Consider the following 24,942-nt stretch of genomic DNA (forward strand, 5'->3'; position numbering starts at 1 on the left):
TTGTTTTTGTTCTAAAAGTATGATTCGATTTGTTTTCTAACTTCTATATTTGTCATCAGAAACGAACGACAATGAAACATGGTATCTATATATTGACTATTCTTATGGCTTTATTAAGCCTTCCAGAAAGTGGGTATGCTTCGATTCCATTTTTCGCTGTTGCGAATGATACAATCCGGCGGATGGTGATATATTTTGATGCGAATGAAGCGAAAGTGGATCTTAGTTATAAAGATAATAATCAGGCAATTACAATTTTAGATTCTTTGCTTCTCGGAAATTTAAATACGAAATATATAACAGCGCTGAATGTGGAAACTTTTGTTTCTCCTGATGGTGATGAATCTTATAATAGAAGTTTGGCTGCTCGGAGAAATGATTCGATAAAGGAATTCTTACAACGGTATAATTCGGATGTTAGTGTTGATAAGATTCATTTTTTTTCAGGGGGAGAGGATTGGTCGGAGTTTCGTAAGTTGGTGGTATCCGACTCTAACTTACCAGATCGGGAAGAAGTGCTGATATTGATTGATTATCATAAGAATGATGTCAATAAACGGAAACAACTGTTGCGAAAATTGAATCGGGGAATTGCTTACCGATACATTGTTCACAATATCTTTCCAGAACTGCGGAGATCGGTTATTACGATTGTCGGAGAAACTTCGAAATTAGGTAAAGAGGCTTTTGAACCGGTATCTTCTGTCTCCGGGTTGTTTGTTTCAAAGCAGGAAGAGGCGCTTCCGAAAGATCAACCTGATAAGCCTGTGGGAGAAAGTGAAGAAAAACAGGCCTGTGAGGTCGATATATCGGAGGCAGAAGGGCCGGTGAAAAGCCAAACTGTACTTGCAGTGAAGAATAATCTGTTATATGATTTGGCATTGGCGCCAAATATAGAAGTGGAAATTCCGATAGGCAAGAGGTGGTCTTTGAATACTGAATATAAATGTCCGTGGTGGCTGAATAGCAAACATGATTTCTGCTATCAGCTCCTTTCGGGAGGGATGGAAGGACGTTGTTGGCTGGGAAACCGTCAGAAACGCGACCGATTGACCGGACATTTTATCGGACTTTATGCTGAAGGCGGGATATATGACTTCCAGCTGCGTGGAGACGGCTATCAAGGTAAGTATTACGGAGCTGCGGGAGTGACTTATGGATATGCACGGCAATTGGCACGGCATTTTTCCCTTGAATTCAGTCTTGGCATAGGGTATTTGACAACAGAATATAAAAAATATACTCCTTATGAGGGAGATATTGTATGGACAAATAGTGGGCGTTATAACTTTATTGGTCCTACCAAGGCGAAAGTTTCTTTGGTATGGTTGATAACAACAAAGAAATAGGAGGGCGTAATGCGAAATACAAGATATGGGTTTCTTGTGCTTTTGTCCTCGCTGCTGATGCTAACTGGATGTAGCCGTCGCGATATATTGGATGATTATCCCGTAAGTGGGGTAGATATAAAGCTGGATTGGGATGGAGTGACAGTTCAACTGCCGGAGGGAGTTCGGGTGATTTTTTATCCGAAGAACGGAGATGGCAGGAAAGTAGATAAATACCTTTCGGTACGAGGTGGAGAAATGAAAGTTCCTCCGGGGAGGTATTCGGTAGTAGTCTACAACTATAACACGGAATCTATACGAATCAGGGGCGAAGAGTCTTATGAAACGATAGAAGCCTATACGGGAAACTGTAATGGTTTAGGGATTGAAGGAACGGAAAAGATGGTTTGGTCACCGGATTCATTGTATGTGTTGAATATAGATGAGCTGGAAATAGAGAAGAGTGAAGAAGTGCTTCGCTTAGACTGGAAGTTGGAATCTGTGGTGAAGAAATATTCTTTTGCAGTAGAGGCTAAAGGTTTGGAGTATGTTGCAACAGTGGTAGGAAGCATTGATGGATTATCCGATTGTTACTGTATAGGCAAAGGTCGTGGAGTATGTAGCTCACAACCTATCTACTTTGAGGTAAGGAAGGGAGACAATAAGGTAACGGCATCTTTCACCGCTTTCAAACAAGTAAAGGAAATGACAATGCCGACGCGAATGTCAACATCAGAGAGAGAAACTTCTAGTGAGAAAGATGCTATAATATTAATATTGAAATTTATCAAAACAGATAATACAGTTCAGGAAGCAACAATTGATGTTACTGAAATAATAGGTACACTTGAAAATGCTGGAACAGGGGAAGATGGAAAACCAACCCCACCACCGGAGATTGAGTTACCGCCTGATGATAAGATTGAGGTTGATAAGCCGGAAACACCACCGAATCCTGATGGAGGTGGAGGAATGGGCGGCAATGTTGATGGATGGGGACCCGAAGATAATGTTGAGTTACCCGTGAATTGAAATAGAAGCTATAAACAAAATATAACAATATTATAAACTTAAAAAAATACAGTTATGAAGAAGATTTTATTGGCAGTTACAGCTGCTTTGGCAATTACGGGTTGCTCACAGAATGAAGAATTTGAGAATGCTGGACAGAATGCAGTCATAAACTTTGAGAGCATAGTCAGTAATGCTACAAGAGCCACGGAGATGAAGCTCGATGAATTAAAAACTCAAGGTTTTCATGTTTATGCATATAATACAGGTGATGCTGTTGTTGGAACTGGAACTTTAAATAAGTCGATAATGGAGAATGAACCTGTTTCATGGAATTCGGGTGACAATAAATGGACATCTAATAATGCATATTACTGGCCTTCTCAGGGAAAAATCCAATTTTTTGCATATTCTTCTTCTCGGTCATTAACACTAACAGCTACTGATACAGATCAGTATCCTACATTGGTTAATTATCAAATTGCTGATACGGCACCTAATCAGGAAGATTTGCTTGTGGCTAAAGTTACGGATAAGACAAAAGCAGATTTGAGTGTTAATTTCACGTTCTCACATGTACTTACACAGATTCAATTTGCTATAAAATCAAAGCTTGATGATAAGTTAACATATACTGTATCTAAAATAGAAATAAATGGAGTGAATGATAAAGGAACATATAAATATGCTGATAATGTTTGGACTTCTTTGGAGGGATCTGCAACATATATTTATCCTTTGGATGATATTACTACTACAAATAATGCAGTTCAGGGAACAACGAGTAAAAATATTGGTACTGAATCTTTAATGTTATTGCCTCAAACATTGACAACAAGGAAAATGTTAGTAAGCTATAATGTTACTGATAAGAATGGTGATGAAGTGTATACAACAGGAGCTACTCCTAAAGAAGTTGATTTGAAGGATGCTATATGGGGAGTAGGTAAAAGTATACGTTATACATTGTCTCTAACAAATGATGCTGCAACTATTGGGTGGGATGTTACTGATGTAGATAAATGGGCTGATGAGGATAATCAGGAAAAAGATCCTGTGGCTCCTGCAGTGTAATAACTAGTTGCATAGGAATGTAGAATGCTTGAACATATCTTAATTTAAGAATCTTGAAGCCTAGTTTTTCAAATCAGAAAAACTAGGCTTCAAGATGTTCAAGTGAGTATCTCTTATCTAACCTCTTTTTCACTTTTCTCTTTTTTTTTATGGCAATATGAAAGATTTCATATATTTTTGCTGGCAGCATAAACAAAAACAAACACAGTCAGCGTATGCCATCTATTTGTCAAGGAACCTGGGATTGTCAAATATGTCCAAAAGCGGTGAGTAATGCCATTACTCATGTGATTTATCAGCGTGGTTTTCATAAACCGGCTCAAAAGTGTGAAGAAAATCTTATCCTTTTTTTGATGAAGGGAGAAATACTGGTCAATAGTAAGGAATATGCGGGGACAATGCTTAAGGAAGGTGAATTTATCCTTCAGGCCATTGGTTCTATGTTTGAGATGCTTGCTATGACTGAATGTGAGTGCATTTATTATCGTTTTATCCAGCCCGAACTGTTTTGTGATTTCCGTTTCAATCATATCATGAAGGAAGTATCTCCTCCACTTATTTATACTCCATTAAAAATAATTCCAGAACTGCAATATTTCCTCAATGGGTCTATCACTTATCTGAAAGGGGATAAAGTCTGTCGGGATTTGCTATCTCTGAAACGAAAAGAATTGGCGTTTGTATTGGGATACTATTATTCCGATTATGATCTTTCGAGCTTGGTGCATCCACTCTCTAAATATGTAAACAGTTTCCAATATTTCATTATTCAAAACTATAAGAAAGTAAAGACTGTGGAAGAACTGGCACAATTGGGTGGATATACCCTTAGTACATTCCGTCGTATCTTCAATAACGTCTTTCATGAACCTGTTTATGAATGGATGCTGGCGAGACGTAAAGAGGGCATTCTGGACGACTTGAACAACTCTGAATGTAGCATCTCGGAGATATGCTATAAATATGGTTTTGAATCTTTACCCCATTTTTCTAATTTCTGCAAGAAATCTTTTGGTGCCTCTCCACGTAATTTACGTAGGCAAGACATTTCATAAATGCAACTATGTAAAATAACTGCGGTTCACCGGTTTCACCCAATTCTCTAAATGCCGATGAATAAGGTAACAGCGGGTGAAAGCAAGGGAGAAATTCAGGCGAAACTGAACCTTCCCGGTTTCACCTATTGAGTTTATTCATACCGACTGTTGGACATATAGCTCCAAGGTGTTGGATATATAGCTCCAAGATGCTGGATATATAGATGCAACAACTCAAGTATTAACACATGAGAACTAAGGTGTTAAGACCTGGTGGCCAAAGTATTACATCCGCACAGTTCACTCATTAATACCTGAAAGCGGATTTGCTATAAGCATATCCGGATTAGCTATAATGATAATTGTTTTAGCTCAAGGGATATTTTAATAAGACAGGTGAAAGTGGTAACGAATGATTTTACCTTATTTCAATCCTCGCTTTCACCCGTAATTCTCTCATTCATAACAGTTCTGGCTATAAGGTGAAATCGGTGAAACTTATGAATTAAAAGTTCATGTTACTGATCCGTATTAATAATAATTGTGATCTACTCATACATAAAGAAATCCCCTGTCGGACTAGCCGGCAGGGGATTCTGTCATTAATCAAATTAAGCTCTCGCTATTGAAATCTAGCAATTTCTAGTCTTTTAATTTTGCGATGATGAAGTCGCGGTTCAAGCGAGCGATGTTGCTGATAGAAATATTCTTCGGACATTCAGCTTCACAAGCACGAGTGTTTGTACAGTTACCGAATCCCAGTTCATCCATCTTTGACAACATAGCTTTTGCACGGCGCAAAGCTTCCGGTTTACCTTGCGGCAACAAGTTCAACTGGCTAACTTTTGCAGAAACGAACAACATAGCAGAACCATTCTTACATGCAGCTACACAAGCACCGCAACCGATACAAGAAGCAGCATCCATAGCTTCGTCAGCGATAGGTTTCGCGATCAGGATAGCGTTAGCATCCTGCGGAGCACCTGTGCGTACGCTTACATAACCACCAGCTTGCATAATCTTGTCGTATGCAGTACGGTCTACCATCAAGTCTTTGATGACAGGGAAACCAGCCGAGCGCCAAGGTTCAACAGTGATGGTGTCACCGTCGTTGAAACGACGCATATAGATCTGGCAAGTAGTAGCACCTGTTGCAGGACCGTGCGGGTGTCCGTTGATGTAAAGAGAACACATACCGCAGATACCTTCGCGGCAGTCATGATCGAATACTACCGGTTCTTTTCTTTCGCTGATGAGCTGTTCGTTCAGAATATCCAGCATTTCGAGGAAGGAAGTATCACCGGGGATATCTTTCATTTGGTAGGTTTCAAAAGCACCTTTAGCTTTCGGACCAGCTTGGCGCCATACCTTCAGTGTAAATGATATATTTTTATCCATTTTCTTCTAATTCTTTTAAATGTTTAACTTCACCGATTAGCTCTTGTAGTTACGAGTCTGAACCTTGATAGCTTCGTATACCAGCGGTTCTTTGTGCAATACCGGAGCCTTTTCATCATCACCTTGATATTCCCAGCATGCTACATAGAAGAAGTTTTCGTCATCACGTTTTGCTTCTCCTTCTTCAGTCTGGTATTCTTCACGGAAGTGACCGCCACAACTTTCGTTACGGTTCAATGCATCGTAAGCAACAAGCTCACCCATAGTGATGAAGTCGTACAGACGGATTGCTTTGTCAAGCTCTACGTTCATACCTTCCTTAGAACCGGGGATAAACAAGTTCGTTTCGAATTCCTTGCGGATTTCTTTCAGTTCGGCGATACCTTTTTTCAGGCCTTCTGCCGTACGTCCCATGCCTACATATTCCCACATGACATGACCCAGTTTCTTGTGGATAGAATCAACAGATTCTTTACCCTGGATGCTCATGAACTTGTCGATCTTAGCTTGAACGGCTTTTTCAGCTTCAGCAAATTCAGGAAGATCGGTAGAGAAACGAGGAACAGTGATCTGATCTGCCAGATAGTTCTGGATAGTGTAAGGCAATACGAAGTAACCGTCAGCCAAACCTTGCATCAATGCAGAAGCACCGAGGCGGTTTGCACCATGGTCGGAGAAGTTACATTCACCGATAGCGAACAGACCCTTGATAGTGGTTTGCAGTTCGTAGTCTACCCAGATACCACCCATTGTATAGTGGATAGCCGGATAAATCATCATCGGGTTATAATATTTCACACCACTGATTTCTTTAGCCAGTTCGCCCGGATTAACGTCAGTGATTTCTTCGTACATATCGAAGAGGTTACCATAACGTTGAAGAACAACGTCGATACCCAAACGGTTGATAGCTTCAGAGAAGTCGAGGAATACGGCCAAACCTGTGTTGTTTACACCGAAACCAGCGTCGCAACGTTCTTTAGCGGCACGGCTGGCAACGTCACGCGGAACCAGGTTACCGAATGCCGGATAGCGGCGTTCCAAATAATAGTCGCGGTCTTCTTCCGGAATATCACTTCCTTTGATTTCGCCTTTCTGGAGTTTTACAGCATCTTCTTTTTTCTTCGGAACCCAGATACGACCGTCGTTACGGAGAGATTCAGACATCAAAGTCAGCTTAGACTGCTTGTCGCCATGTACCGGAATACAAGTCGGGTGAATCTGAACGTATGCAGGATTTGCGAATACAGCACCCTTGCGGTAGCAAGAGATAGCAGCTGTACAGTTACAACCCATAGCGTTAGTAGACAGGAAGTAAGCGTTACCATAACCACCGGTAGCGATTACTACAGCGTGAGCGGCGAAACGTTCCAATTCGCCTGTTACAAGATTTTTTGCGATGATACCGCGGGCACGTCCGTCAACGATGACAACATCCTGCATTTCATAGCGGGTATACAGTTTAACAGTACCTACGTTTACCTGACGGCTCAATGCAGAGTAAGCACCCAGCAGCAATTGCTGACCAGTCTGGCCTTTAGCGTAGAAAGTACGGGATACCTGTGCGCCACCGAAAGAACGGTTGTCCAGCGTACCGCCATATTCGCGAGCGAAAGGAACACCTTGCGCTACACATTGGTCGATGATAGCGTTAGACACTTCAGCCAAACGATATACGTTTGCTTCACGGGCACGATAGTCGCCACCTTTTACAGTATCGTAGAACAGACGGTAAACCGAGTCACCGTCATTTTGATAATTTTTTGCAGCATTGATACCACCCTGTGCAGCGATAGAGTGTGCACGACGGGGAGAATCCTGAATACAGAAATTGAATACTCTGAAACCCATTTCACCAAGTGAAGCAGCGGCAGAAGCACCTGCCAGACCCGTACCCACAACGATGATGTCCAAACGACGTTTATTAGCGGGGTTCACCAATTTCTGGTGAGCTTTATAGTTGGTCCATTTCTCAGCCACCGGGCCTTCTGGAATTTTTGAATCTATCTTGATCATAATATTATTTACAATTTAATCATTTACAATTTACTATTTAGCAAGCACCGCCACAAATCAGTGTTTTCACGAAGAATACCACTACTACCAGTGCGAAACCGAGTACAACAATCGTAGAATAGATGTTAGAAATACATTTCCAACGATTGATCCATACTTTGTTGTTCCATCCCAGTGATTGCATAGAGCTCCAGAAACCGTGAGTCAGGTGGAACCACAAAGCAAACAGCCAAACGAGGTAAAGAACTACGTAAACCGGGCTAGAGAAAGTCTGCTGGATGTGATAAGCACCGTTAGCGGCATAAGCCAGCGTCAGTGTATCAGCGTGCATGCCCATGTTGTGCATCAGTTCCGGCAACTGCATTTTTGCCCAGAAGTTGAAGAGGTGCAAACCAAGACCTACGATAACGATCAGACCCAGCACCAACATGTTTTGAGATGCCCATTCTACAGTTTTTGGTTTGTCAACCACTGCATAGCGTTCGCTACCACGCGCTTTGCGATTCTGCATTGTCAGCCAGAATGCGTAGATGATGTGAATCACAAAAAGAGCGGCTAGTCCTGCGGTAGCCACTAACGCATACCAGTTTGCTCCCAGGAACTCACAAATCATGTTGTAACCATCAGCCGAGATGATTGCAACCAAGTTCATCGCCATGTGAAATGTTAGAAACAGGACAAGGGCGATACCGGTAACGCTCATCACCACTTTCCTTCCTACAGATGAATTACTTAACCACATAAATGATTGAATTTAAATTATTTAATTGTTAGAACTAAAATTTCGACGTTTTACACCTCTTACAGACTGCAAAAATAGGGGAAATAGATTGATTGAGCAAGGAATTAAAGAAATAATTCTTTAATAATGGATCAATGCGCCAATGTGTCAATATGCCAGCCAGTATGTACGCATGGTGCAACTGATTGGCACATTAGTAGGATGAGGCTGTTTATTGTACTTTCCCGATTTTCTCACCGCCGGCTGCTTTCTTGCGTAAAGCGCGTGGGGTATCTCCGAAAGAGTCTTTACAAAAGTGGGCGAAATGCGACAGGGAGTCGAATTCGTATCTGTTACAGATTTCAGTGATTCGCATTTTGGTGTGCTGTAGGTCTTCCAGGATTCCTTCCCGTTTCTTTTCCAGTATCCATTCGTATACGGGCACACCATAGAGGTTTTTGAATAGTCGGCGGAAAGTAGTGGTCGTATATCCTCCCAGATGCGCAAATTCTTCCACGTTCTTCACCTTGCTGTAATTCTGCATGACGAAATAGTGGAAACTTTCCGTATAAGTGCTGATCGGATAGAAGAATGAACTCAGTTGGGGCAGCGGATAAAAGTTGGTAATCAAGAAAACCAGTTCTTTGCATTTTAAGTCGATATACTTGCTGCAAGGGTTTTCCTCAGCGAGGAATTCGGGCATACTGGTGACAAGGTGGTAAAGCCTTTCGCTCATAATCAGTGGAGTGTAGGTCAAAGGAGCTTCCGCCTGTTCCATCATTTCCCTATATCGGTCTTCGCAAAGCAAAGGCAGTTCGTTGAACCAGTAGACAACGTATTCAACATCTGTCAGTGCCAGTATTTCGACCTTGGAGCCAATAGCTTGCAAAACAATTTGTCTCTCGCGTAACGTTATTCCGGGATGCTCTTCGCTATTGATAAGTAATTCGCCCTTTATCATAAAAAGCATACAATTCTGCGTACACTTATCCTTGGGGATATGCTCTCCTTTAGGTAAGTTTCTATATACAAGGATATTCTCAACATTTTTTGGACATCCCGTACAGTTGGTATATTGTATGCAAAATGAATCTCCTGGCATGAGTTTTATGCGTGATTTATTATCTTAACGGAACAAAGATAGGCTTTTTTTGCGGAAAATGGAACTCTTTCTTTTATTTATGTTTTAGTAGAAACCTGCAAATATTATTCTTATCCCTTTGGATGATGTTAAAGAATTCAATATTTATCTGTTGTAAATTTCTGAATAGAAAACTTTATGTTGATTTTTGGAAGTATTATAGTTGTTTTTGAACATCTGTTTCCCTTTGATATGCGTATTTTTGCAATCTAAACGTTTTAATTATCAATCATTATGCTAATGCTAAGAAAAATTGTATTCTTCCTTTTTGTGTTTGTTGGATTATCATTGTTTGCACAACAAGACTATATGGTCAGTTCTTATGTGCGGGGTAATTTTTACAACCGTGGTCGTATCTCTACAGAAAGCTTGCGGGCAAGTGACGACCTTATTTTCTTGAATGTTCATCCTAATAAAGACGGATCATTGTCATTTGAGAATCCACGTGTATTTCAGGGAAAAGGGGTGACCACTTGGGAAGGTTTGATTAAATCGGTTCGTGCAAAAGTAAAAGGTACAAAAGTGAAAATACGTTTGGGTGCTTCCAGTGGCGAATGGAAAGCGATGGTGGCCGATGAGGCCGCTCGTACGACGTTTGCAAAGAACATAAAGACTGTACTGGAAAAGAATAAACTGGATGGCATTGATCTTGATTTTGAGTGGGCGGAAAATGAGAAAGAATATAAAGATTATAGTTTGGCTATCCTGAAGATGCGTGAAGTGTTGGGAGACAAGTATCTTTTCAGTGTATCTCTGCATCCTGTTTGTTATAAGATTAGTAAGGAAGCTATTGAAGCAGTTGATTTTATTTCACTTCAGTGCTATGGTCCTTCACCGGTTCGCTTTCCGATAGAGAAATATTGTTCGGATATACAGATGGTATTGGAGTATGGTATTCCGAAGGAAAAACTGGTGGCAGGAGTTCCTTTTTATGGGGTGACCAAAGATAATTCAAAGAAGACAGAGGCTTATTTCAATTTTGTACAGAATGGATTGGTTACGAGTCCTGCACAGAATGAAGTGATCTATCAGGGAGATACTTATGTGTTTGACGGTCAGGATAACATTCGTATCAAAACCCGTTATGCAAAGGAACAGAAGCTGAAAGGTATGATGAGTTGGGATTTAGCTACGGATTTGCCGTTAAGTGACAGCAGGTCATTACTAAAAACAATGACTGAAGAATTGAGGGAATGACTTAGTTTGCACGACTGCTGCTTGTAAATCCTTTTTATAGATGCTGCCTAACAGGCTCTGTTTTAATAGGTTCCTCCCCTCCTTTATTATAAATCAGATTTATAAAGAATGTGTTAAAACGCTTTTCTTTAGAGAAATACTCCTGCCGCATCGTTTGAAGTGGCCTCCAAAAGTTGGAGGTTTATAAATTAACAAAATAAATAAAGAGTTCGGTATTAGCACCGGACTCTTTCCTTTTAATTTAGGCATTATGACTTTACCCTCTTCTTTTTCGGTAGGAGCTTAATTCGTTTTTCAAAACGTATTAAATGTAAATGGCTCTCTCCCTTTTTATGATTGTATGATCTGCTTCAGGTAATCCGAAGGCGAGACGCCAAATTCCTCTTTAAAGCATTGACGGAAATACCCCGTACTGTTCATTCCTACTTTATAGGCGATTTCAGAGATGTTGAACTTCCCTTCAAGCAATAAACGTTCTGCATTCTGCATTTTCACTTTCCGGATATATTCGTTGGTCGATAATCCTGTCAGTGCTTTCATTTTCCGGTAGAGGGTGGAACCGCTCATACACATCTTGTCTGAAAGATAGGTAATATCAATCTTCTCCGAAGAGAGGTTTTCTTCGATTAAAAGGGTGATTTTTTCAATAAATTCATTATCCAGCTTGCTTAGAGCTTCGGCGATTACGATACGTTTTTCTTTTAAATCTGCCTGATTGCCCGGAACGGATTGTGTCTGGAATTGAGCTATCAGTTTCTTTCTTGATTCCAGCAGATTATTGATACGGCTACGCAGCAGAGAAGCACTGAAAGGCTTTGTCAGATAAGAATCGGCTCCTACCTCATATCCTTCTTCTTTATCTTGCAGAGAATCTTTGGCTGTCAATAGGATGATAGGGATATGACTGGTCCGTACGTCCTCTTTCAATTGCCGGCAGAGAGTGATACCGTCCATGACAGGCATCATAATATCGCTGACTACGATATCCGGGATGCGGCTAAGAGCTTGTTGCTTTCCTTCTTCTCCATTGTAGGCGGTGAGTACTTCGAACGAATTTGCGAAGGACTCGGCGATATATTTCTGTATCTCTTCATTGTCTTCTACAATCAACAGGATCGGTTTGCCGGTATCCAGTGTGGTTTCTTGTGGATATTCAAGGCTTGCTTCCTGATTCGTATCCTCTTGAATCGGTTCTGTAGAATCTGCGTGTAAAGCATTGGGATAGATATTATCCGTCAATAGGCTGATATAGAAAGTACTTCCTTCGTTTTGCATACTTTCTGCCCGGATTTCTCCTTCATGCAGGGTGACCAGATTCTTTACTAGGGCCAGGCCAATGCCTGTACCGGATGCCTGATGTTTGCCGCTTTCCTGATAATAACGGTCAAAAATATGTGGCAGGGCTTCAGCAGAAATTCCATATCCCGTGTCACTGACTTTTATCTCCGTATAAGCAACTTCATTGCGCATTGTCTGATACAAACTTAGAGTGACGCGTCCCTGTTCCGTATATTTGATCGCATTGGAAATCAGGTTGTCCAAAACGATGGTAATGATTTCCTTATCAAAGAAAAGGAGCATTTCTTCTTTCTCTATCTGAATCTGGAAATCAATCTTGGTCTTTTGATTTAGTTCTTTGTATTTAAGCCCTATCTCATGGATCAGAGGAGCGATATTGCCTTTGCTGACACACAATTTCTTGTTTTGTGTCTCTGTCTTCCGGAATTCCAGTATTTGATTAATCAAGTTGAGCAACCGTAGTGCACTCTGATGGATGACAGATAACTTCTGGGCTTGTTTTGCCGGAAGTGAGGTCTCTTTTTGCATATCTTCCAGAGGACCGAGGATTAAGGTCAACGGTGTACGTAGCTCATGGGTAATATTAGTATAGAACCGCAAACGTTCCTGGTTCAATTCCTGTTCCTGCTCATGGTTTTTCTTTTCCAAAGTATAGAGGCTTTCCAAATCCAGCTTCTTTTTATATGCATGCAGGATAAGATAAGTGATGCTGATAGATACCAAAATATAGATAAGCTTTACCCACCATGTCAGCCAAAGAGGGGGATTGACACGGATGGTAAGTGAAGTAGCTTCTTCCGGCCATTCCTGATTATGTACCCTTGCTTTGATGAGGAATTCATATTTTCCCGGAGGAATGTTTCGGAAAGTGACGCTGTTGTTCTCATTGACGGTGTACCATGAGTTTTCAAGCCCTTTCAGCATATAAACATATTCCACTTGGTTGACTAGTGAATAGTTTTGTACGTTAAATGTAAGTCCAAAGCTATTTTGCGCATGACTTAATTCTACATTCTGTCCTTTGGATAAATTGATAATCATGTCATTATTTTCCAGGTTGCTCAATCGTCCGAGTATTTTCATTTCTGTGATAACTGCTGCCGGAGCTGGTTGTTCGTTCATGGTGATATCGGGATTGAAGCAGCATACTCCATTGATAGAACCGAAATAAATCCATCCGTTCTTGTTTTGTGTTACACAACTGCTTGAGAAACTTCCCGCCGGTACATCATCAGAGTGACCATAGTTGTAAAAACAGTCTTTGCTTGTAACATAACAGCTGATCCCTTTGTTGTTACTAAACCAGATATTTCCTTTTTTGTCTTCTGCTATAGCGCAGATATTCGTATTGATCAAGCCGTCTTTCCGTTGATAAGTCTTATAATTCAGTTCATCGGTAGACAGGAAACAAACCAATCCCTCTCCTGTTCCTATCCACATTCTTTTTTGTTTATCTTGTATGATCTGGTTGATAGTATTGGAACAGAAACCATCCCTTTGAGTGAACGTTTTGATTTTTTGTAAGTCCGGAGTGTATATACCAAGTCCGTCTCCGAAAGTCCCAATCCAGAAACGCCCTTTCTCATCTTGAGCTATGGAGCGTATAAAGTTGCTTTGTAGTTCGCTGTTTTCTGTATTATAATGTCGGATAATCTCCATTGTAAGAGGGTTCAATACAACAATCCCTCCACTGTATCCTACCCAAATGTTGTGTTGGGCATCTTCATAGATCGTACGAACATCCTGATTAGACTGCCCCATAAGAGAGATGGAACGGAATTTTTTATTCCGGTTATCATAATAGCTGATTCCCCCTTGGTAGGAACCAAACCATAAATTACCTTTTGAATCCTGCAAAGAGGCTAATATAAAATTCGAAGGAATATTTCCACTCTCTTTTTTATAGATAGCGATACGTTTCTCTCCTTCAAATACATTGATTCCTCCACCGTCTGTTCCGATCCAAACCCGTCCTTGTCTGTCCATACAGAGGCTACTGGCTACTTTATTGTTCAAACTGTTCTCATTGTTTGGAATAGGAGAATAGCTCAATGTGGTGAACAAAGGTGATTTACTGCTGATAAAATTGATTCCTCCTCCCCATGTTCCTATCCAAATGTTATCAAAAGAATCCTGAAATATGCATCGGGCACTTGCGTTAGAGAGGCTTCGGCTATCGTCACCTTCCTGTATGTATTCAAGAGAAATCTCCTCTGGTGAGAGAAACATACTTTGTTTTAGGTTCAATATAGCAATGCCATTCAGCTCGGAGGCAATCCAAAGCTTATTATCTTTTAGTTGGCGGATAGATAATATACGACTGCATAAAGTGTCATACTTGTCATTCTTGTTTTTTTTGAACGTAATGAAGTTTTCATTAGCAGCATTATATAGGGCCAATCCTTTATTTGTACCTAACCAGATATTTCCGTTCGTATCTTTTATAATACAAAACACATCATTACCGGGTAAACTCATTGGGTTTCCGGCTTCGTTCCGGAAGTTTTTTACACTTTTATCTTTAAGAGAAAGAATACTGAACCCGCTTCCGACATGTCCGATATACAAATTCCCATCACCTCCGTCCAATACTGTCCATGTTTGCTCACAGGGTAGATCGGGAACTGTATTTTTATTATAATGAGTGAATTGTCCGCTGGTGATATCAAGATATTCTATACCTCTATAATAGGTACTAATCCATAAACCATCATCATGTTGAGTGGAAGGAGAAATGTCTGTTACGTCATTCGTAATCAAACTATGTGGATTCTTCGGGTTATGCTGATAAGCGGTAAATGTTTGCTCATTATAATTATATGCATTTAGTCCGTCTCGTTGAGTGGCTATCCAAATAATGGGACGTTTCGTGTCAGCATACACCCGGTTAAGCTCGTTGCCGGTGATTCCCTGATTGTCCTGTGTCAAATCATTTTTATAGTAAGTAGTAAAGCGGGTACCGTCAAACTTATTAAGTCCTTCTTCTGTGGCAAACCATAAGAACCCTTGTTTATCTTGTGTAATGCTGACTACATAATTATTTGATAATCCTTGCTCTATCCCCAATCTTTTTACGGAATGAGACTGGGCTATCAACTGAAAAGTTGATAACAAGAATAAAAATAGAATAGAAGCAATGTGTTTTTTCATAACTCGTGCTTATTTGTTTCAATTACAAGTCCAAAAATAGGAATAAATATTTTATTTAGAGTATGTAAATCGTTCATTGCATGATTTGTGTAGCTCTTCTGCATAATTTTTGTTTATTCAGTCTATATCAATGACGTATATTTGTGTTCGAAAAAACAACAAAAAATGTTTAATCTTTAAATTCTAATTTATGAGGTATTTAAGAATCTTATGCATATGTATCATACAGCTGTTTCTGTCTGCTGTTGCATTTGCACAAACACAAGTTACAGGACATGTAGCTGATGTAAGGGGAGAGGATATCATTGGTGCCAATGTAACTGTAAAGGGAACTTCTAATGGGACAATTACAGACATCGATGGTAATTTTACAATCAATGTAGATGATAAGAATGGAACACTGGCAGTCTCGTTTATTGGTTATAAGACTAAAGAAGTGAAGATTGGCGAAAAGGCACGTCTTCAGATTGTTCTTGAAGAAGATACCGAAACTTTGGATGAAGTTGTAGTGGTAGGTTATGGTACACAAACCAAGAAAAGTTTGACCGGAGCAATCAGTGATGTCAAGTCTGATGCGTTGACACGTTCTGTTTCTACTACTACTGCCGGAGCGTTGTCCGGTAAAATAGCAGGTGTGTCTACACGTGCTGTGGATGCGCGTCCGGGTAGGGGAATTAATCTCGAAATTCGTAATATGGGTAGTCCGCTGTTTGTAATTGATGGTATTCCTTATGGAGGTATGAATAGTCGTGACTGGTTGCAGGCATCGGATGTTTCCGGTAGTGATGTCTTTAATGCTCTAAACATTGAAGATATTGAAAGTATCACAGTCTTGAAGGATGCTTCTGCTGCTATTTACGGTTTGCGTGCATCAAATGGTGTGGTTTTGGTAACTACCAAGAAAGGTAAAAAGAATGATAAGGTAAGTATCAATGTAAATGGATATTATGGCTGGCAAAACCTGACCCGTTTCCCGAAATTGGCAAATGCGGGACAATATGTAAGAGGGCTGGCTGAAGCAGCGCAGAACAGAGGCGAAGATCCAAGCAAGCTATATAGCCCCGAAGAACTGGCGAAATGGGAAGCTGGTACGGAACCGGGATATAAGAGTTATGACTATTATGATATGGTGATGAGAAAAAATGTGCCGCAGTATCACATCAATGCTAATGTGACGGGTGGCTCTGAAAAGACTAACTACTACCTTTCTGTAGCCCATACCGGACAGGATGCTATGATGCGTGACTTCAAATATGAACGTACTAACCTTCAGTTGAATATTGATACAAAGATTACAGACCGTTTTACGATCGGTGCACAGATCAGCGGTAAATACGAAAAGACCGAAGATGTAGGTTTGCCTGGCGGTGATGGATATTATTCGGCTATTTTGTCTATGTTCAAAATGCAACCGATTGAAAGTCCTTATGCTAATGATAATCCGGAGTATATCAATAATGTACATGAGAATGGTTACAATCCGGCAGCTTTTAGCCGTGATATTGCCGGCTATAAAGATAATCTGACTCGTAATGCCAATATCAATGCTTATGCGCAGTATGATTTCTCATTTGGTTTGACTGCAAAGGCTACTTTCTCGTACAATTATACTAACAGTCGTTTTGACGGTTATCAATATGCTTATCAGATTTATACCTACGATAAAGAGAAAGATACTTATAATGGAACTCCTGCAGTAGGACGTTGGAGAAGTCAAATTGATCGTAGCGTTCCTGCGCGTTATATGCAGTTACAATTGAATTATGCCAAACAGATTAAGAATCACAATATTTCGGCTGTTTTGGGTTATGAAGCCTCCGATTACGATTGGACTAAGAAGACTTATGGCACAGAACCTTCTACCGACTATTTGCCGCTATTGCAGTTCGATGAACTTAACAGTTTCGGTGATGAATGGAGCTACGAGGCACGTGCCGGATGGATTGGCCGTATCAATTACGATTTTGCTCATAAATATCTGGTCGAATTACTGGCTCGTTATGATGGTTCTTATCTTTATGCAGCGAATAATCGTTGGGGATTCTTCCCGGGTGTATCTATCGGTTGGAGAATCTCGGAAGAGAAATTCTTTGAAAAGTTGAGACCAGTTGTAGATGATTTAAAGATTCGTGCTTCTATCGGTCAGACAGGTACAGAAAAAGATGTAAAGTTGTTCGATTACTTGAGTGGTTATACCTGGAATAATGGTAACGCTGTATTGGATGGTGAACTGGTTACCGGACTGAATCAAAGAGGATTGCCTATTACAAATTTGTCCTGGACTAAGAATACGACATCGAATATCGGTTTTGATTTGACTATGTTCAATAATCGTTTGAAGATCACAGCCGATGCTTTCCGTAAGGATATTACCGGTGTGCCGGCTGCTCGCTATGATGTATTGCTTCCGAGCGAAGTAGGCTATTCGTTACCTAACGAAAATTTGAACAAACAAGCTTATATCGGTGCGGAGGGTATGGTTACATGGACCGACCATATCGGTGATTTGAACTATACTGTAAGCGGTAACTTTACTTTCTCACGTTACAAAAGTATTGAGACTTACAAACCGCGTTTTAATAACTCCTGGGATGAATATCGCAATTCTGCAGAAGGCCGTTGGGGAGGTATTTATTGGGGGTATCAGGTTATCGGACAATTCCAGTCGGAAGAAGAAATTCGTAATTATCCGGTAAACCTGGATGGAAATAATAACCGCACCCTGCTTCCCGGTGACTTTATCTATAAAGATGTGAATGGTGATGGCATCATCAATGGTATGGATGAGCGCCCCATCGGTTATCCTGAAGGCTGGGCACCTATCATGTCATTTGGTGGTAATATTGGTTTGCAGTGGAAGGGCATTGACTTGAATATCGACCTTTCCGGTGGTGCTATGCAAGGATGGAGACAGAACTATGAGTTGGCCAATGCATATCATGGCAACGGAAACTCTCCGGTTTATTTGTTGGAAGACCGTTGGCATCGTGCCGACTTGTATGATCCGGATAGTGAATGGATACCGGGACGTTATCCGGCCATCCGTAAAGGTGAATTCAGCTATAACAATAAGAATAGTGACTTTTGGTTGCACAACGTACGCTATCTGCGTATCAAGAACCTGGAAGTGGGTTACAGCCTGCCGGCTCAACTGTTGAGACCGATCCGTGCACAGAAGGTACGTGTTTATGCGAATGTTTCTAACTTGTGTTCGTTCGACAATGTGGGTAAGTTTGGAGTCGATCCTGAAATTACCGCCGCAGCTGCAGTGGTATATCCGCAACAACGTACATTCCTACTTGGATTTAATATTACATACTAAAAACGAAAGTGATCATGAAAAGCAAATCTATAAAAATACTTCTGATGGGAGCTGCCATCACTTCCATGTTGTCGAGTTGTGGTGACAGTTGGTTCGAAAGAGAACCCAAAAACATTCTTACTAATGAGTTGGTATGGAATGATCCGAACATGATTAAATCGCAGTTGGCCAATCTTTATAATCGTATTCCGCAGTTGCACGGTGATTTCAATACCGGTGGTATGTGTGAAACAGACGATGCGATGTATTGTGGTACATTAGATCAGAATTATCGTAACGAGCTGCGTTATGGAAACGATTACGGACGCTGGTGGGATTACGGACTGATACGTGACATCAATATGTCTATTGAGAATATCGATAAGTATGGAACCGATATTTCGGCAGATGAGAAACTTCAGTTCAAGGCAGAGTTCCGTTTTATCCGCGCCTACGTTTATTTTGAGCTTGTAAGACGTATGGGTGGTGTACCATTGATTACAACGACTTTGGAGTATGACTTTAGCGGAGATCCTTCTTATTTACGCAATCCACGTGCAAAGGAACACGAAATATATGATTTTGTATATAGTGAATGTGAAGCGATTAAGTCGCAATTGGGTAATAAAGGCAGTCAGACTCGTGCCAACTATTACACAGCGTTAGCGTTAGAAAGTCGCGCTATGTTGTATGCCGGTTCTATCGCTAAGTACAACGCGCTGAAAACTCCTAATATTGTGACTTCCGGTGGAGAAGTGGGTATTCCGTCCGATATGGCAGATGATTACTATCGCAAATCATTGACAGCTTCGCAAGAGATTATCACAAAAGGTGGATATGAACTTTATGAGAAGGAGTCAGATAAAGGGGTGAACTTCTACAAGATGCTTATGGACAAGACCCTGAATAAGGAAGCAATTTGGGTGAAAGATTATAAGAATCCTCTGAAGGTGCATAGCTTCGGTTATGATAATGTAGTTCATCATTTAAGAGAGGATAACGACAACTCTTCTTGCATCGGCCCGTCACTAGGATTGGTAGAGGCTTTCGATTATCTGGATGGAACTCCGGGAACGTTACATTATAAGAATGGTGATGATTATGTAGTATATGACACTCCAAGCGATATTTTTGCCAATAAGGATGCACGTTTGTATGGTACGATTATCTATCCGGGTTCCAAGTTCAGAAATCAAGATGTGGATATTCAGGCAGGAGTAGCAGTTTGGAACGATAAGACCGGTTCTTATGACTTGCTGACAGACCCGAAATTGGGAAGTTTTTATGAAGATAATAAAACTTTTGTCGGCCAGGACGGACCTCAAACCAACAGTCCTAATGTGAGCAACACCGGATTCTATATCCGTAAGTTTATCAGTGAGGCATCCGGTTACACTCTCCGTAACTACGCTGAAAACTGGTGGCCTTGGTTCCGTTTGGGTGAAATCTATTTGAATGCCGCCGAAGCTGCTTTCGAATTGAATGACGAGCCGACAGCTTTACCCTACATCAACCGCTTGCGTCAGCGTGCCGGTTTCCCGGCCAACAGCTTGACAAGCCTGACAATAGAAAAGATTCAGAACGAACGTCGTGTGGAACTGGCTTTCGAAGATCACCGTTATTTTGATATGAAACGATGGAGAATAGCTGATATTACCTGGAACGGAAATACTGATAATGATAAAGCTATCGTATATGGTTTATATCCTTATCGTATTGCAGTGGCAAAACCGGGAACACAGGATCAGGACAAGTACATTTTCGTAAAGACCAGATCCGAACGTTTCAAGGTGGCAAGAACCTTCCAGCAGTCCAACTATTATTCATTCATTGCTGATGATGTAATTAATAACAATCCGACGATTGTTAAGAATCCATTCCAATAAAAAATAAGAGATTATGAAAAAGATTATACCTTTCTTTATTATGATATGTTGTTTGTTGGCAGTAAGCAGTTGCAGCTACGACAACTTTGAGGAACCTAAAGCCACATTAACCGGAAAAGCTATTTATGATGGTGAGGCAGTAGGGGTTAGAAGCGGAAGTTCCGAATTTGCTTTGTTTCAGGATGGTTATGCTCTGAAAGGTTCTATTCCGGTGTATATTGCCCAAGATGGAAGTTATTCCGTGTCGCTTTTCAATGGTGATTACAAATTGGTGCGTATGGGTAATGCACCTTGGGAAAGACCTTCTAATGATACGATCTATATTAGCGTAAAAGGAAACACTGTGCAGGATATTCCTGTGACGCCGTATTTCTTTGTCAGAAACGTGTCTTTTGCTAAAAACGGTAACAAGATTACAGCACGTTTCACCATTAACAAAGTGGTTGCCAATGCCAATATGGAAAACGTAGGTATCTATCTAGGTACAGGTATTCTGACGGATGAGAAGCAGAAAGAAGCAGAGTTGAAGTTGGGTAATGCTGTTTCACTCGATCAGGAAAACACAGCTGAAATTGAAATCCCGAGTGGTTTGGTAAACGAGTCGTATCTTTACGCCCGTGTGGGAGTCAAATCGGACAAATCATCAGAATATTGCTATAGTCAGTCTATTAAGGTAGCATTGAAATAAATAGTATCAAGAATATAATACTTGAGGGGGAAGTATCGCAACCTGATATTTCCCCCTTTATCTAATGAATGAAAATAATGATAGTAACGATTAAACAAACTCTAATTGCGTTCGGTCTGCTGTTAGCGGTGACATTTCCTGCTTTCGCACAATCAGGGAATCCTGTCTTGCCGGGTTTTCATGCCGATCCTGAAATCTTGTATTCTAATAAGACAAAGAAATACTACATTTATTCTACTACAGACGGTCAGCCTGGATGGGGTGGTTGGTATTTTACTGTTTTTTCGTCCGTCGACTTGAAAAATTGGAAGGATGAAGGAGTCATGCTGGATTTAAAGTCAGACCAAGTGCCTTGGGCGGATGGTAATGCGTGGGCACCATGTATAGAGGAAAAGTTAGTAGGAGATCAATATAAATATTTCTTTTATTACAGTGGAAATCCTAAGACAGGAGGAGGAAAGCAGATCGGAGTGGCTACAAGTGATTCGCCTGCCGGACCGTTTGTTGACTTGGGACATCCTATTATAACGGATTCGCCTACAGGACACGGGCAACAGATTGATGTGGACGTGTTCACCGATCCAGCTTCGGGGAAGTCATATTTGTATTGGGGAAACGGTTATATGGCAGGTGCAGAGCTTAATGATGATATGATTTCAATTAAGAAAGAAACTATCACAGTGATGACTCCCGAAGGAGGAACGCTACAGGATTATGCGTATCGTGAGGCTGCTTATGTGTTTTATCGTAACGGGCTTTACTATTTCATGTGGTCGGTAGACGATACCGGCTCTCCTAATTATCATGTAGCTTATGGCACTTCGACATCACCTTTGGGGCCGATTAAAGTAGCTAAGAGCCCTGTCGTATTGATTCAAAACCCGGAGAAGGAAATATATGGCCCTGCTCATAATTCCATATTACAGGTTCCCGGTACTGATAAGTGGTATATTGTTTATCATCGCATTAATAAGAATTATCTGAAGAGTGATCCCGGTGTTCATCGTGAAGTATGCATAGATCGTATGGAATTTAATGAAGATGGTAGCATTAAACAAGTAATACCCACCCGTTAGTTATATCTTTTCGGATTTCAATAGATTGTTTGTATGTTTTTAGAACTGTATTGTGTGATTTGAATAATTAAAGATTTTAGATGAATAGGATGAAAGGTAAAAAGATTTTAGCCGCTTTAGGCTTCTTCTCAATAGCCGGTGTGGCAGGTGGATGTTCCCAACCTGCCCCCGAAATACGTTATCAGATAGAAACAGACCAACCCTGTCAGACGATGGCATACTTCAGTGCTTCCGATGCCTGGAGTATGCAATTCATCGGGCTTTGGCCACAGGAGAAACAAAACCAAATAGCCGACTGGCTGTTCAGCACGGAGAACGACGCCAACGGACAGCCGAAAGGTATCGGCCTGTCACTCTGGCGTTTCAATGTCGGAGCAGGTAGCACGGAGCAAGGAGAGAACAGTCAGATTGCCTCTCCCTGGATGCGTGCCGAATGTTTCCTGAATCCCGACGGAACATACGACTGGAACAAACAACAAGGGCAACGCAATTTCCTGAAACTGGCAAAAGAACGGGGAGTCAACAAATTTCTGGCTTTCTTGAATTCGCCTCCCGTATATTACACACAGAACGGATTGGCTACCAACACCGGACGTGGAGGTACGGCGAACCTGAAACTGGATTGTTATGAAAAGTACGCTCGTTTTCTGGCAGATGTAGTGCAGGGAGTAGAACAACACGATGGCATCAAGTTCAACTATATCTGTCCTTTTAATGAACCGGATGGACACTGGAACTGGGTCGGTCCGAAGCAGGAAGGTTGTCCGGCAACGAATAGGGAAATAGCTCGCACGGTTCGTCTGTTGAGCAAAGAGTTTGTAGACCGGAACATGGATACACAGATTATGGTCAATGAGTCTTCCGATTATCGTTGTATGTTCCGCACTCACGAAACGGATTGGCAACGGGGGTATCAGATTCAGGCTTTCTTCTGCCCGGATAGTGTGGATACGTATTTGGGAGATACTCCGAATGTTCCCCGTCTGATGCTCGGTCATAGTTATTGGACAACGACTCCGTTAAGTGAGCTGCGTAATATCCGCTGCCAGCTGCGGGATACATTAGATAAACATCAAGTAGGTTTCTGGCAAACAGAAACCTGCATTATGGGCAATGATGAAGAAATTGGTGGTGGAAATGGTTTCGACCATACGATGAAGACAGCGCTCTATGTGGCACGTATCATTCATCACGATATTGTATATGCCAGAGCTGAAAGCTGGCAGTGGTGGCGTGCTATTGGCGGTGATTATAAAGATGGATTGATTCGCGAATATACTACGGACAATAATTTCTTAGATGGCAGAGTAGAAGACTCCAAACTGATGTGGGCTTTAGGTAATTATAGTCGTTTTATCCGTCCGGGAGCAGTTAGGTTATCCGTTTCGGCTTTCGATCAAACAGACGCTTTGATTCCTGATGGTGACACCGACCAGCAAGGATTGATGTGTTCTGCTTATAAGAATGTAGACGGAACGTATGTGATGGTAGTTATTAATTATGCCAATGAAGAAAAAGAGTTTTCTATTCATAAAGGAAAAGTAGGAAATACGCAATGGCAGATTTATCGTACTTCGGATAAAGAAGGGGAAAATTTGCTTCCGGTGGGGACAGTGAAAAGTGGAAAGATTGTTCAGATTCCGGCGCGTTCTATTATAACGCTTCAGGGCAAATAAAAAACTGTCTCATATTTTTGAGTGGTATATTTGTACGCCTGCCCATTGCTAATTAAGATAGTAATTAACTTGTGTAATTTTTGCACAAGTTAGACGAAAATAGAGGGAAATTCAGTTGTTGCAAAATTTGCGACAACTGAATTTCCCTTTTTTATTTCTTTTGATTTCCTTTTATTCATCTGTCTTTATCTCCGCCTTGCCATAATATCCCGGCATCGGCACATAAATCGGATTATAATAAGTATTGATATTCTTCAACTTCTTCTCCTCCTCTTTCAGCCGTTTGATTTGCCGTGCGGCAGTGGTAGGGGTAAAGCCGCACAATCCTTGAAAGTCGCGACGGGTTAATACAGGGTTGCTCTTGAAGTAGTTTGTCAGCAATTTGTCTATCTCGTCATTTGAAAGGACAGCCGAATGGGGTTTCAGTTTACTTCGCTCCACATGAACAACACTGACAGACTTTTTCAGTTTGACGTCCGCTTTAAAGCTGATATTGGCTTTGAGTTTTATCTGATTCGCTTTTAGTTTGGGCGAAGTGATAGGTTCTTGACTATTCAGCTTTATCTGGAAATAACCGATGCCATCCAGATGGACGCTTTGTCCTTCCCGAAGACGATCCCCCATAAAATGACTTAGGGATTCGAGAACTGACTTTACATCCCCTTCAGTTAGAGAAGTTGCTATCTGGATTTCTTTTGCCAAATAGTCTGTGTCAATGTGTTGGAAGTTGACTACACGTGCGTGATACACTTCTTTGTCTCCCTCATCTTTGGGACGGGGAGTCTTGTACAATTCAAATTGTATTGCCATTATTAATTTGTTTTCGCCTTATACATTACTACGTACCTTTAATTTACCGTTGCAAGCCTATAAGGACATTGTTTTTTGTTGTTGCGAAGCTAATCGATCATCTTCGGACTTAGGGGGGAGGGTGTTATATAGC

16 protein-coding genes are annotated in these 24,942 nt (G+C 41.0%); 10 read left to right on the plus strand and 6 right to left on the minus strand.

All coding sequences use genetic code 11. From position 1 onward, the window contains the following. Positions 1–71: 71 nt before the first annotated feature. The 4 genes from DW173_RS10285 to DW173_RS10300 all read left to right on the plus strand — a co-directional run bounded on the left by DW173_RS10285 (position 72) and on the right by DW173_RS10300 (position 4,468). A complete protein-coding gene (locus tag DW173_RS10285) occupies positions 72–1,349 on the plus strand; it encodes a DUF3575 domain-containing protein (RefSeq protein ID WP_120144402.1) in 1,278 nt (425 codons plus the stop codon). A 9-nt stretch (positions 1,350–1,358) separates the two neighbouring features. Continuing rightward, a complete protein-coding gene (locus tag DW173_RS10290; protein WP_233562144.1) occupies positions 1,359–2,360 on the plus strand; it encodes a DUF5119 domain-containing protein in 1,002 nt (333 codons plus the stop codon). A 54-nt stretch (positions 2,361–2,414) separates the two neighbouring features. After that, complete coding sequence (locus tag DW173_RS10295) at positions 2,415–3,413, plus strand: fimbrillin family protein (RefSeq protein ID WP_008023403.1); 999 nt, start codon at positions 2,415–2,417, stop codon at positions 3,411–3,413. A 215-nt stretch (positions 3,414–3,628) separates the two neighbouring features. Beyond that, positions 3,629–4,468: a helix-turn-helix domain-containing protein gene (locus DW173_RS10300; RefSeq protein WP_120144403.1), complete on the plus strand. Its 840-nt coding sequence runs from the start codon at positions 3,629–3,631 to the stop codon at positions 4,466–4,468. 624 nt (positions 4,469–5,092) lie between these two features. Here the strand turns inward: DW173_RS10300 and DW173_RS10305 are convergent. The 4 genes from DW173_RS10305 to DW173_RS10320 all read right to left on the minus strand — a co-directional run bounded on the left by DW173_RS10305 (position 5,093) and on the right by DW173_RS10320 (position 9,687). Then, positions 5,093–5,848 carry a succinate dehydrogenase/fumarate reductase iron-sulfur subunit gene (locus tag DW173_RS10305; protein ID WP_004298485.1) on the minus strand — a complete coding sequence of 252 codons (756 nt, stop codon included), beginning with the start codon at positions 5,846–5,848 and terminating at the stop codon, positions 5,093–5,095. 36 nt (positions 5,849–5,884) lie between these two features. After that, entirely contained in the window at positions 5,885–7,864 is a 1,980-nt protein-coding gene (locus DW173_RS10310) for a fumarate reductase/succinate dehydrogenase flavoprotein subunit (protein WP_004298483.1), read from the minus strand. Positions 7,865–7,901: 37 nt separating this feature from the next. Next, entirely contained in the window at positions 7,902–8,606 is a 705-nt protein-coding gene (locus DW173_RS10315; protein ID WP_004298481.1) for a succinate dehydrogenase/fumarate reductase cytochrome b subunit, read from the minus strand. Positions 8,607–8,817: 211 nt separating this feature from the next. Next, a complete protein-coding gene (locus DW173_RS10320; RefSeq protein WP_120144404.1) occupies positions 8,818–9,687 on the minus strand; it encodes a helix-turn-helix domain-containing protein in 870 nt (289 codons plus the stop codon). Positions 9,688–9,960: 273 nt separating this feature from the next. Between DW173_RS10320 and DW173_RS10330 the strand changes: the two genes are divergently transcribed. Continuing rightward, on the plus strand, positions 9,961–10,923 hold the full coding sequence (locus DW173_RS10330) for a glycoside hydrolase family 18 protein (protein ID WP_120144405.1): 963 nt from the start codon (positions 9,961–9,963) through the stop codon (positions 10,921–10,923). Positions 10,924–11,253: 330 nt separating this feature from the next. Here the strand turns inward: DW173_RS10330 and DW173_RS10335 are convergent, their stop codons facing one another. Beyond that, a complete protein-coding gene (locus tag DW173_RS10335) occupies positions 11,254–15,372 on the minus strand; it encodes a hybrid sensor histidine kinase/response regulator transcription factor (protein ID WP_120144406.1) in 4,119 nt (1,372 codons plus the stop codon). Between the two features lie 190 nt (positions 15,373–15,562). On the opposite strand from DW173_RS10335, the gene DW173_RS10340 reads away from it, so the two are divergent. The 5 genes from DW173_RS10340 (at position 15,563) to DW173_RS10360 (ending at position 23,999) form a co-directional block, all read left to right on the plus strand. Beyond that, the gene (locus DW173_RS10340) at positions 15,563–18,694 is read left to right on the plus strand and encodes a SusC/RagA family TonB-linked outer membrane protein (RefSeq protein ID WP_120144407.1); all 3,132 of its coding nucleotides are present in this window, start codon (positions 15,563–15,565) and stop codon (positions 18,692–18,694) included. A 14-nt stretch (positions 18,695–18,708) separates the two neighbouring features. Continuing rightward, positions 18,709–20,559 (plus strand): RagB/SusD family nutrient uptake outer membrane protein, encoded by a 1,851-nt coding sequence (locus DW173_RS10345; protein WP_118407091.1) that lies wholly within the window; start codon positions 18,709–18,711, stop codon positions 20,557–20,559. A gap of 13 nt (positions 20,560–20,572) precedes the next feature. Then, positions 20,573–21,247, plus strand: coding sequence for a DUF3823 domain-containing protein (locus DW173_RS10350; protein WP_008642297.1), 675 nt, complete (start codon positions 20,573–20,575; stop codon positions 21,245–21,247). A gap of 68 nt (positions 21,248–21,315) precedes the next feature. Next, positions 21,316–22,323: a family 43 glycosylhydrolase gene (locus DW173_RS10355; RefSeq protein ID WP_008646688.1), complete on the plus strand. Its 1,008-nt coding sequence runs from the start codon at positions 21,316–21,318 to the stop codon at positions 22,321–22,323. An 80-nt stretch (positions 22,324–22,403) separates the two neighbouring features. Beyond that, a complete protein-coding gene (locus DW173_RS10360) occupies positions 22,404–23,999 on the plus strand; it encodes a glycoside hydrolase family 30 protein (RefSeq protein WP_369904640.1) in 1,596 nt (531 codons plus the stop codon). Positions 24,000–24,170: 171 nt separating this feature from the next. On the opposite strand, the gene DW173_RS10365 is transcribed toward DW173_RS10360, so the two are convergent. After that, positions 24,171–24,809 (minus strand): HU family DNA-binding protein, encoded by a 639-nt coding sequence (locus DW173_RS10365; RefSeq protein ID WP_120144409.1) that lies wholly within the window; start codon positions 24,807–24,809, stop codon positions 24,171–24,173. Positions 24,810–24,942: the final 133 nt, after the last annotated feature.

This window comes from Bacteroides sp. AM16-13 (assembly GCF_003602705.1).
Lineage (GTDB): Bacteria > Bacteroidota > Bacteroidia > Bacteroidales > Bacteroidaceae > Bacteroides > Bacteroides xylanisolvens.

Coding starts and splice junctions, on each gene's coding strand:
- DW173_RS10285 (WP_120144402.1), top strand. CDS start 72: ATGAAACATGGTATCTATATATTGACTATTCTTATGGCTTTATTAAGC.
- DW173_RS10290 (WP_233562144.1), top strand. CDS start 1,359: ATGCGAAATACAAGATATGGGTTTCTTGTGCTTTTGTCCTCGCTGCTG.
- DW173_RS10295 (WP_008023403.1), top strand. CDS start 2,415: ATGAAGAAGATTTTATTGGCAGTTACAGCTGCTTTGGCAATTACGGGT.
- DW173_RS10300 (WP_120144403.1), top strand. CDS start 3,629: ATGCCATCTATTTGTCAAGGAACCTGGGATTGTCAAATATGTCCAAAA.
- DW173_RS10305 (WP_004298485.1), bottom strand. CDS start 5,848: ATGGATAAAAATATATCATTTACACTGAAGGTATGGCGCCAAGCTGGT.
- DW173_RS10310 (WP_004298483.1), bottom strand. CDS start 7,864: ATGATCAAGATAGATTCAAAAATTCCAGAAGGCCCGGTGGCTGAGAAA.
- DW173_RS10315 (WP_004298481.1), bottom strand. CDS start 8,606: ATGTGGTTAAGTAATTCATCTGTAGGAAGGAAAGTGGTGATGAGCGTT.
- DW173_RS10320 (WP_120144404.1), bottom strand. CDS start 9,687: ATGCCAGGAGATTCATTTTGCATACAATATACCAACTGTACGGGATGT.
- DW173_RS10330 (WP_120144405.1), top strand. CDS start 9,961: ATGCTAATGCTAAGAAAAATTGTATTCTTCCTTTTTGTGTTTGTTGGA.
- DW173_RS10335 (WP_120144406.1), bottom strand. CDS start 15,372: ATGAAAAAACACATTGCTTCTATTCTATTTTTATTCTTGTTATCAACT.
- DW173_RS10340 (WP_120144407.1), top strand. CDS start 15,563: ATGAGGTATTTAAGAATCTTATGCATATGTATCATACAGCTGTTTCTG.
- DW173_RS10345 (WP_118407091.1), top strand. CDS start 18,709: ATGAAAAGCAAATCTATAAAAATACTTCTGATGGGAGCTGCCATCACT.
- DW173_RS10350 (WP_008642297.1), top strand. CDS start 20,573: ATGAAAAAGATTATACCTTTCTTTATTATGATATGTTGTTTGTTGGCA.
- DW173_RS10355 (WP_008646688.1), top strand. CDS start 21,316: ATGAAAATAATGATAGTAACGATTAAACAAACTCTAATTGCGTTCGGT.
- DW173_RS10360 (WP_369904640.1), top strand. CDS start 22,404: ATGAATAGGATGAAAGGTAAAAAGATTTTAGCCGCTTTAGGCTTCTTC.
- DW173_RS10365 (WP_120144409.1), bottom strand. CDS start 24,809: ATGGCAATACAATTTGAATTGTACAAGACTCCCCGTCCCAAAGATGAG.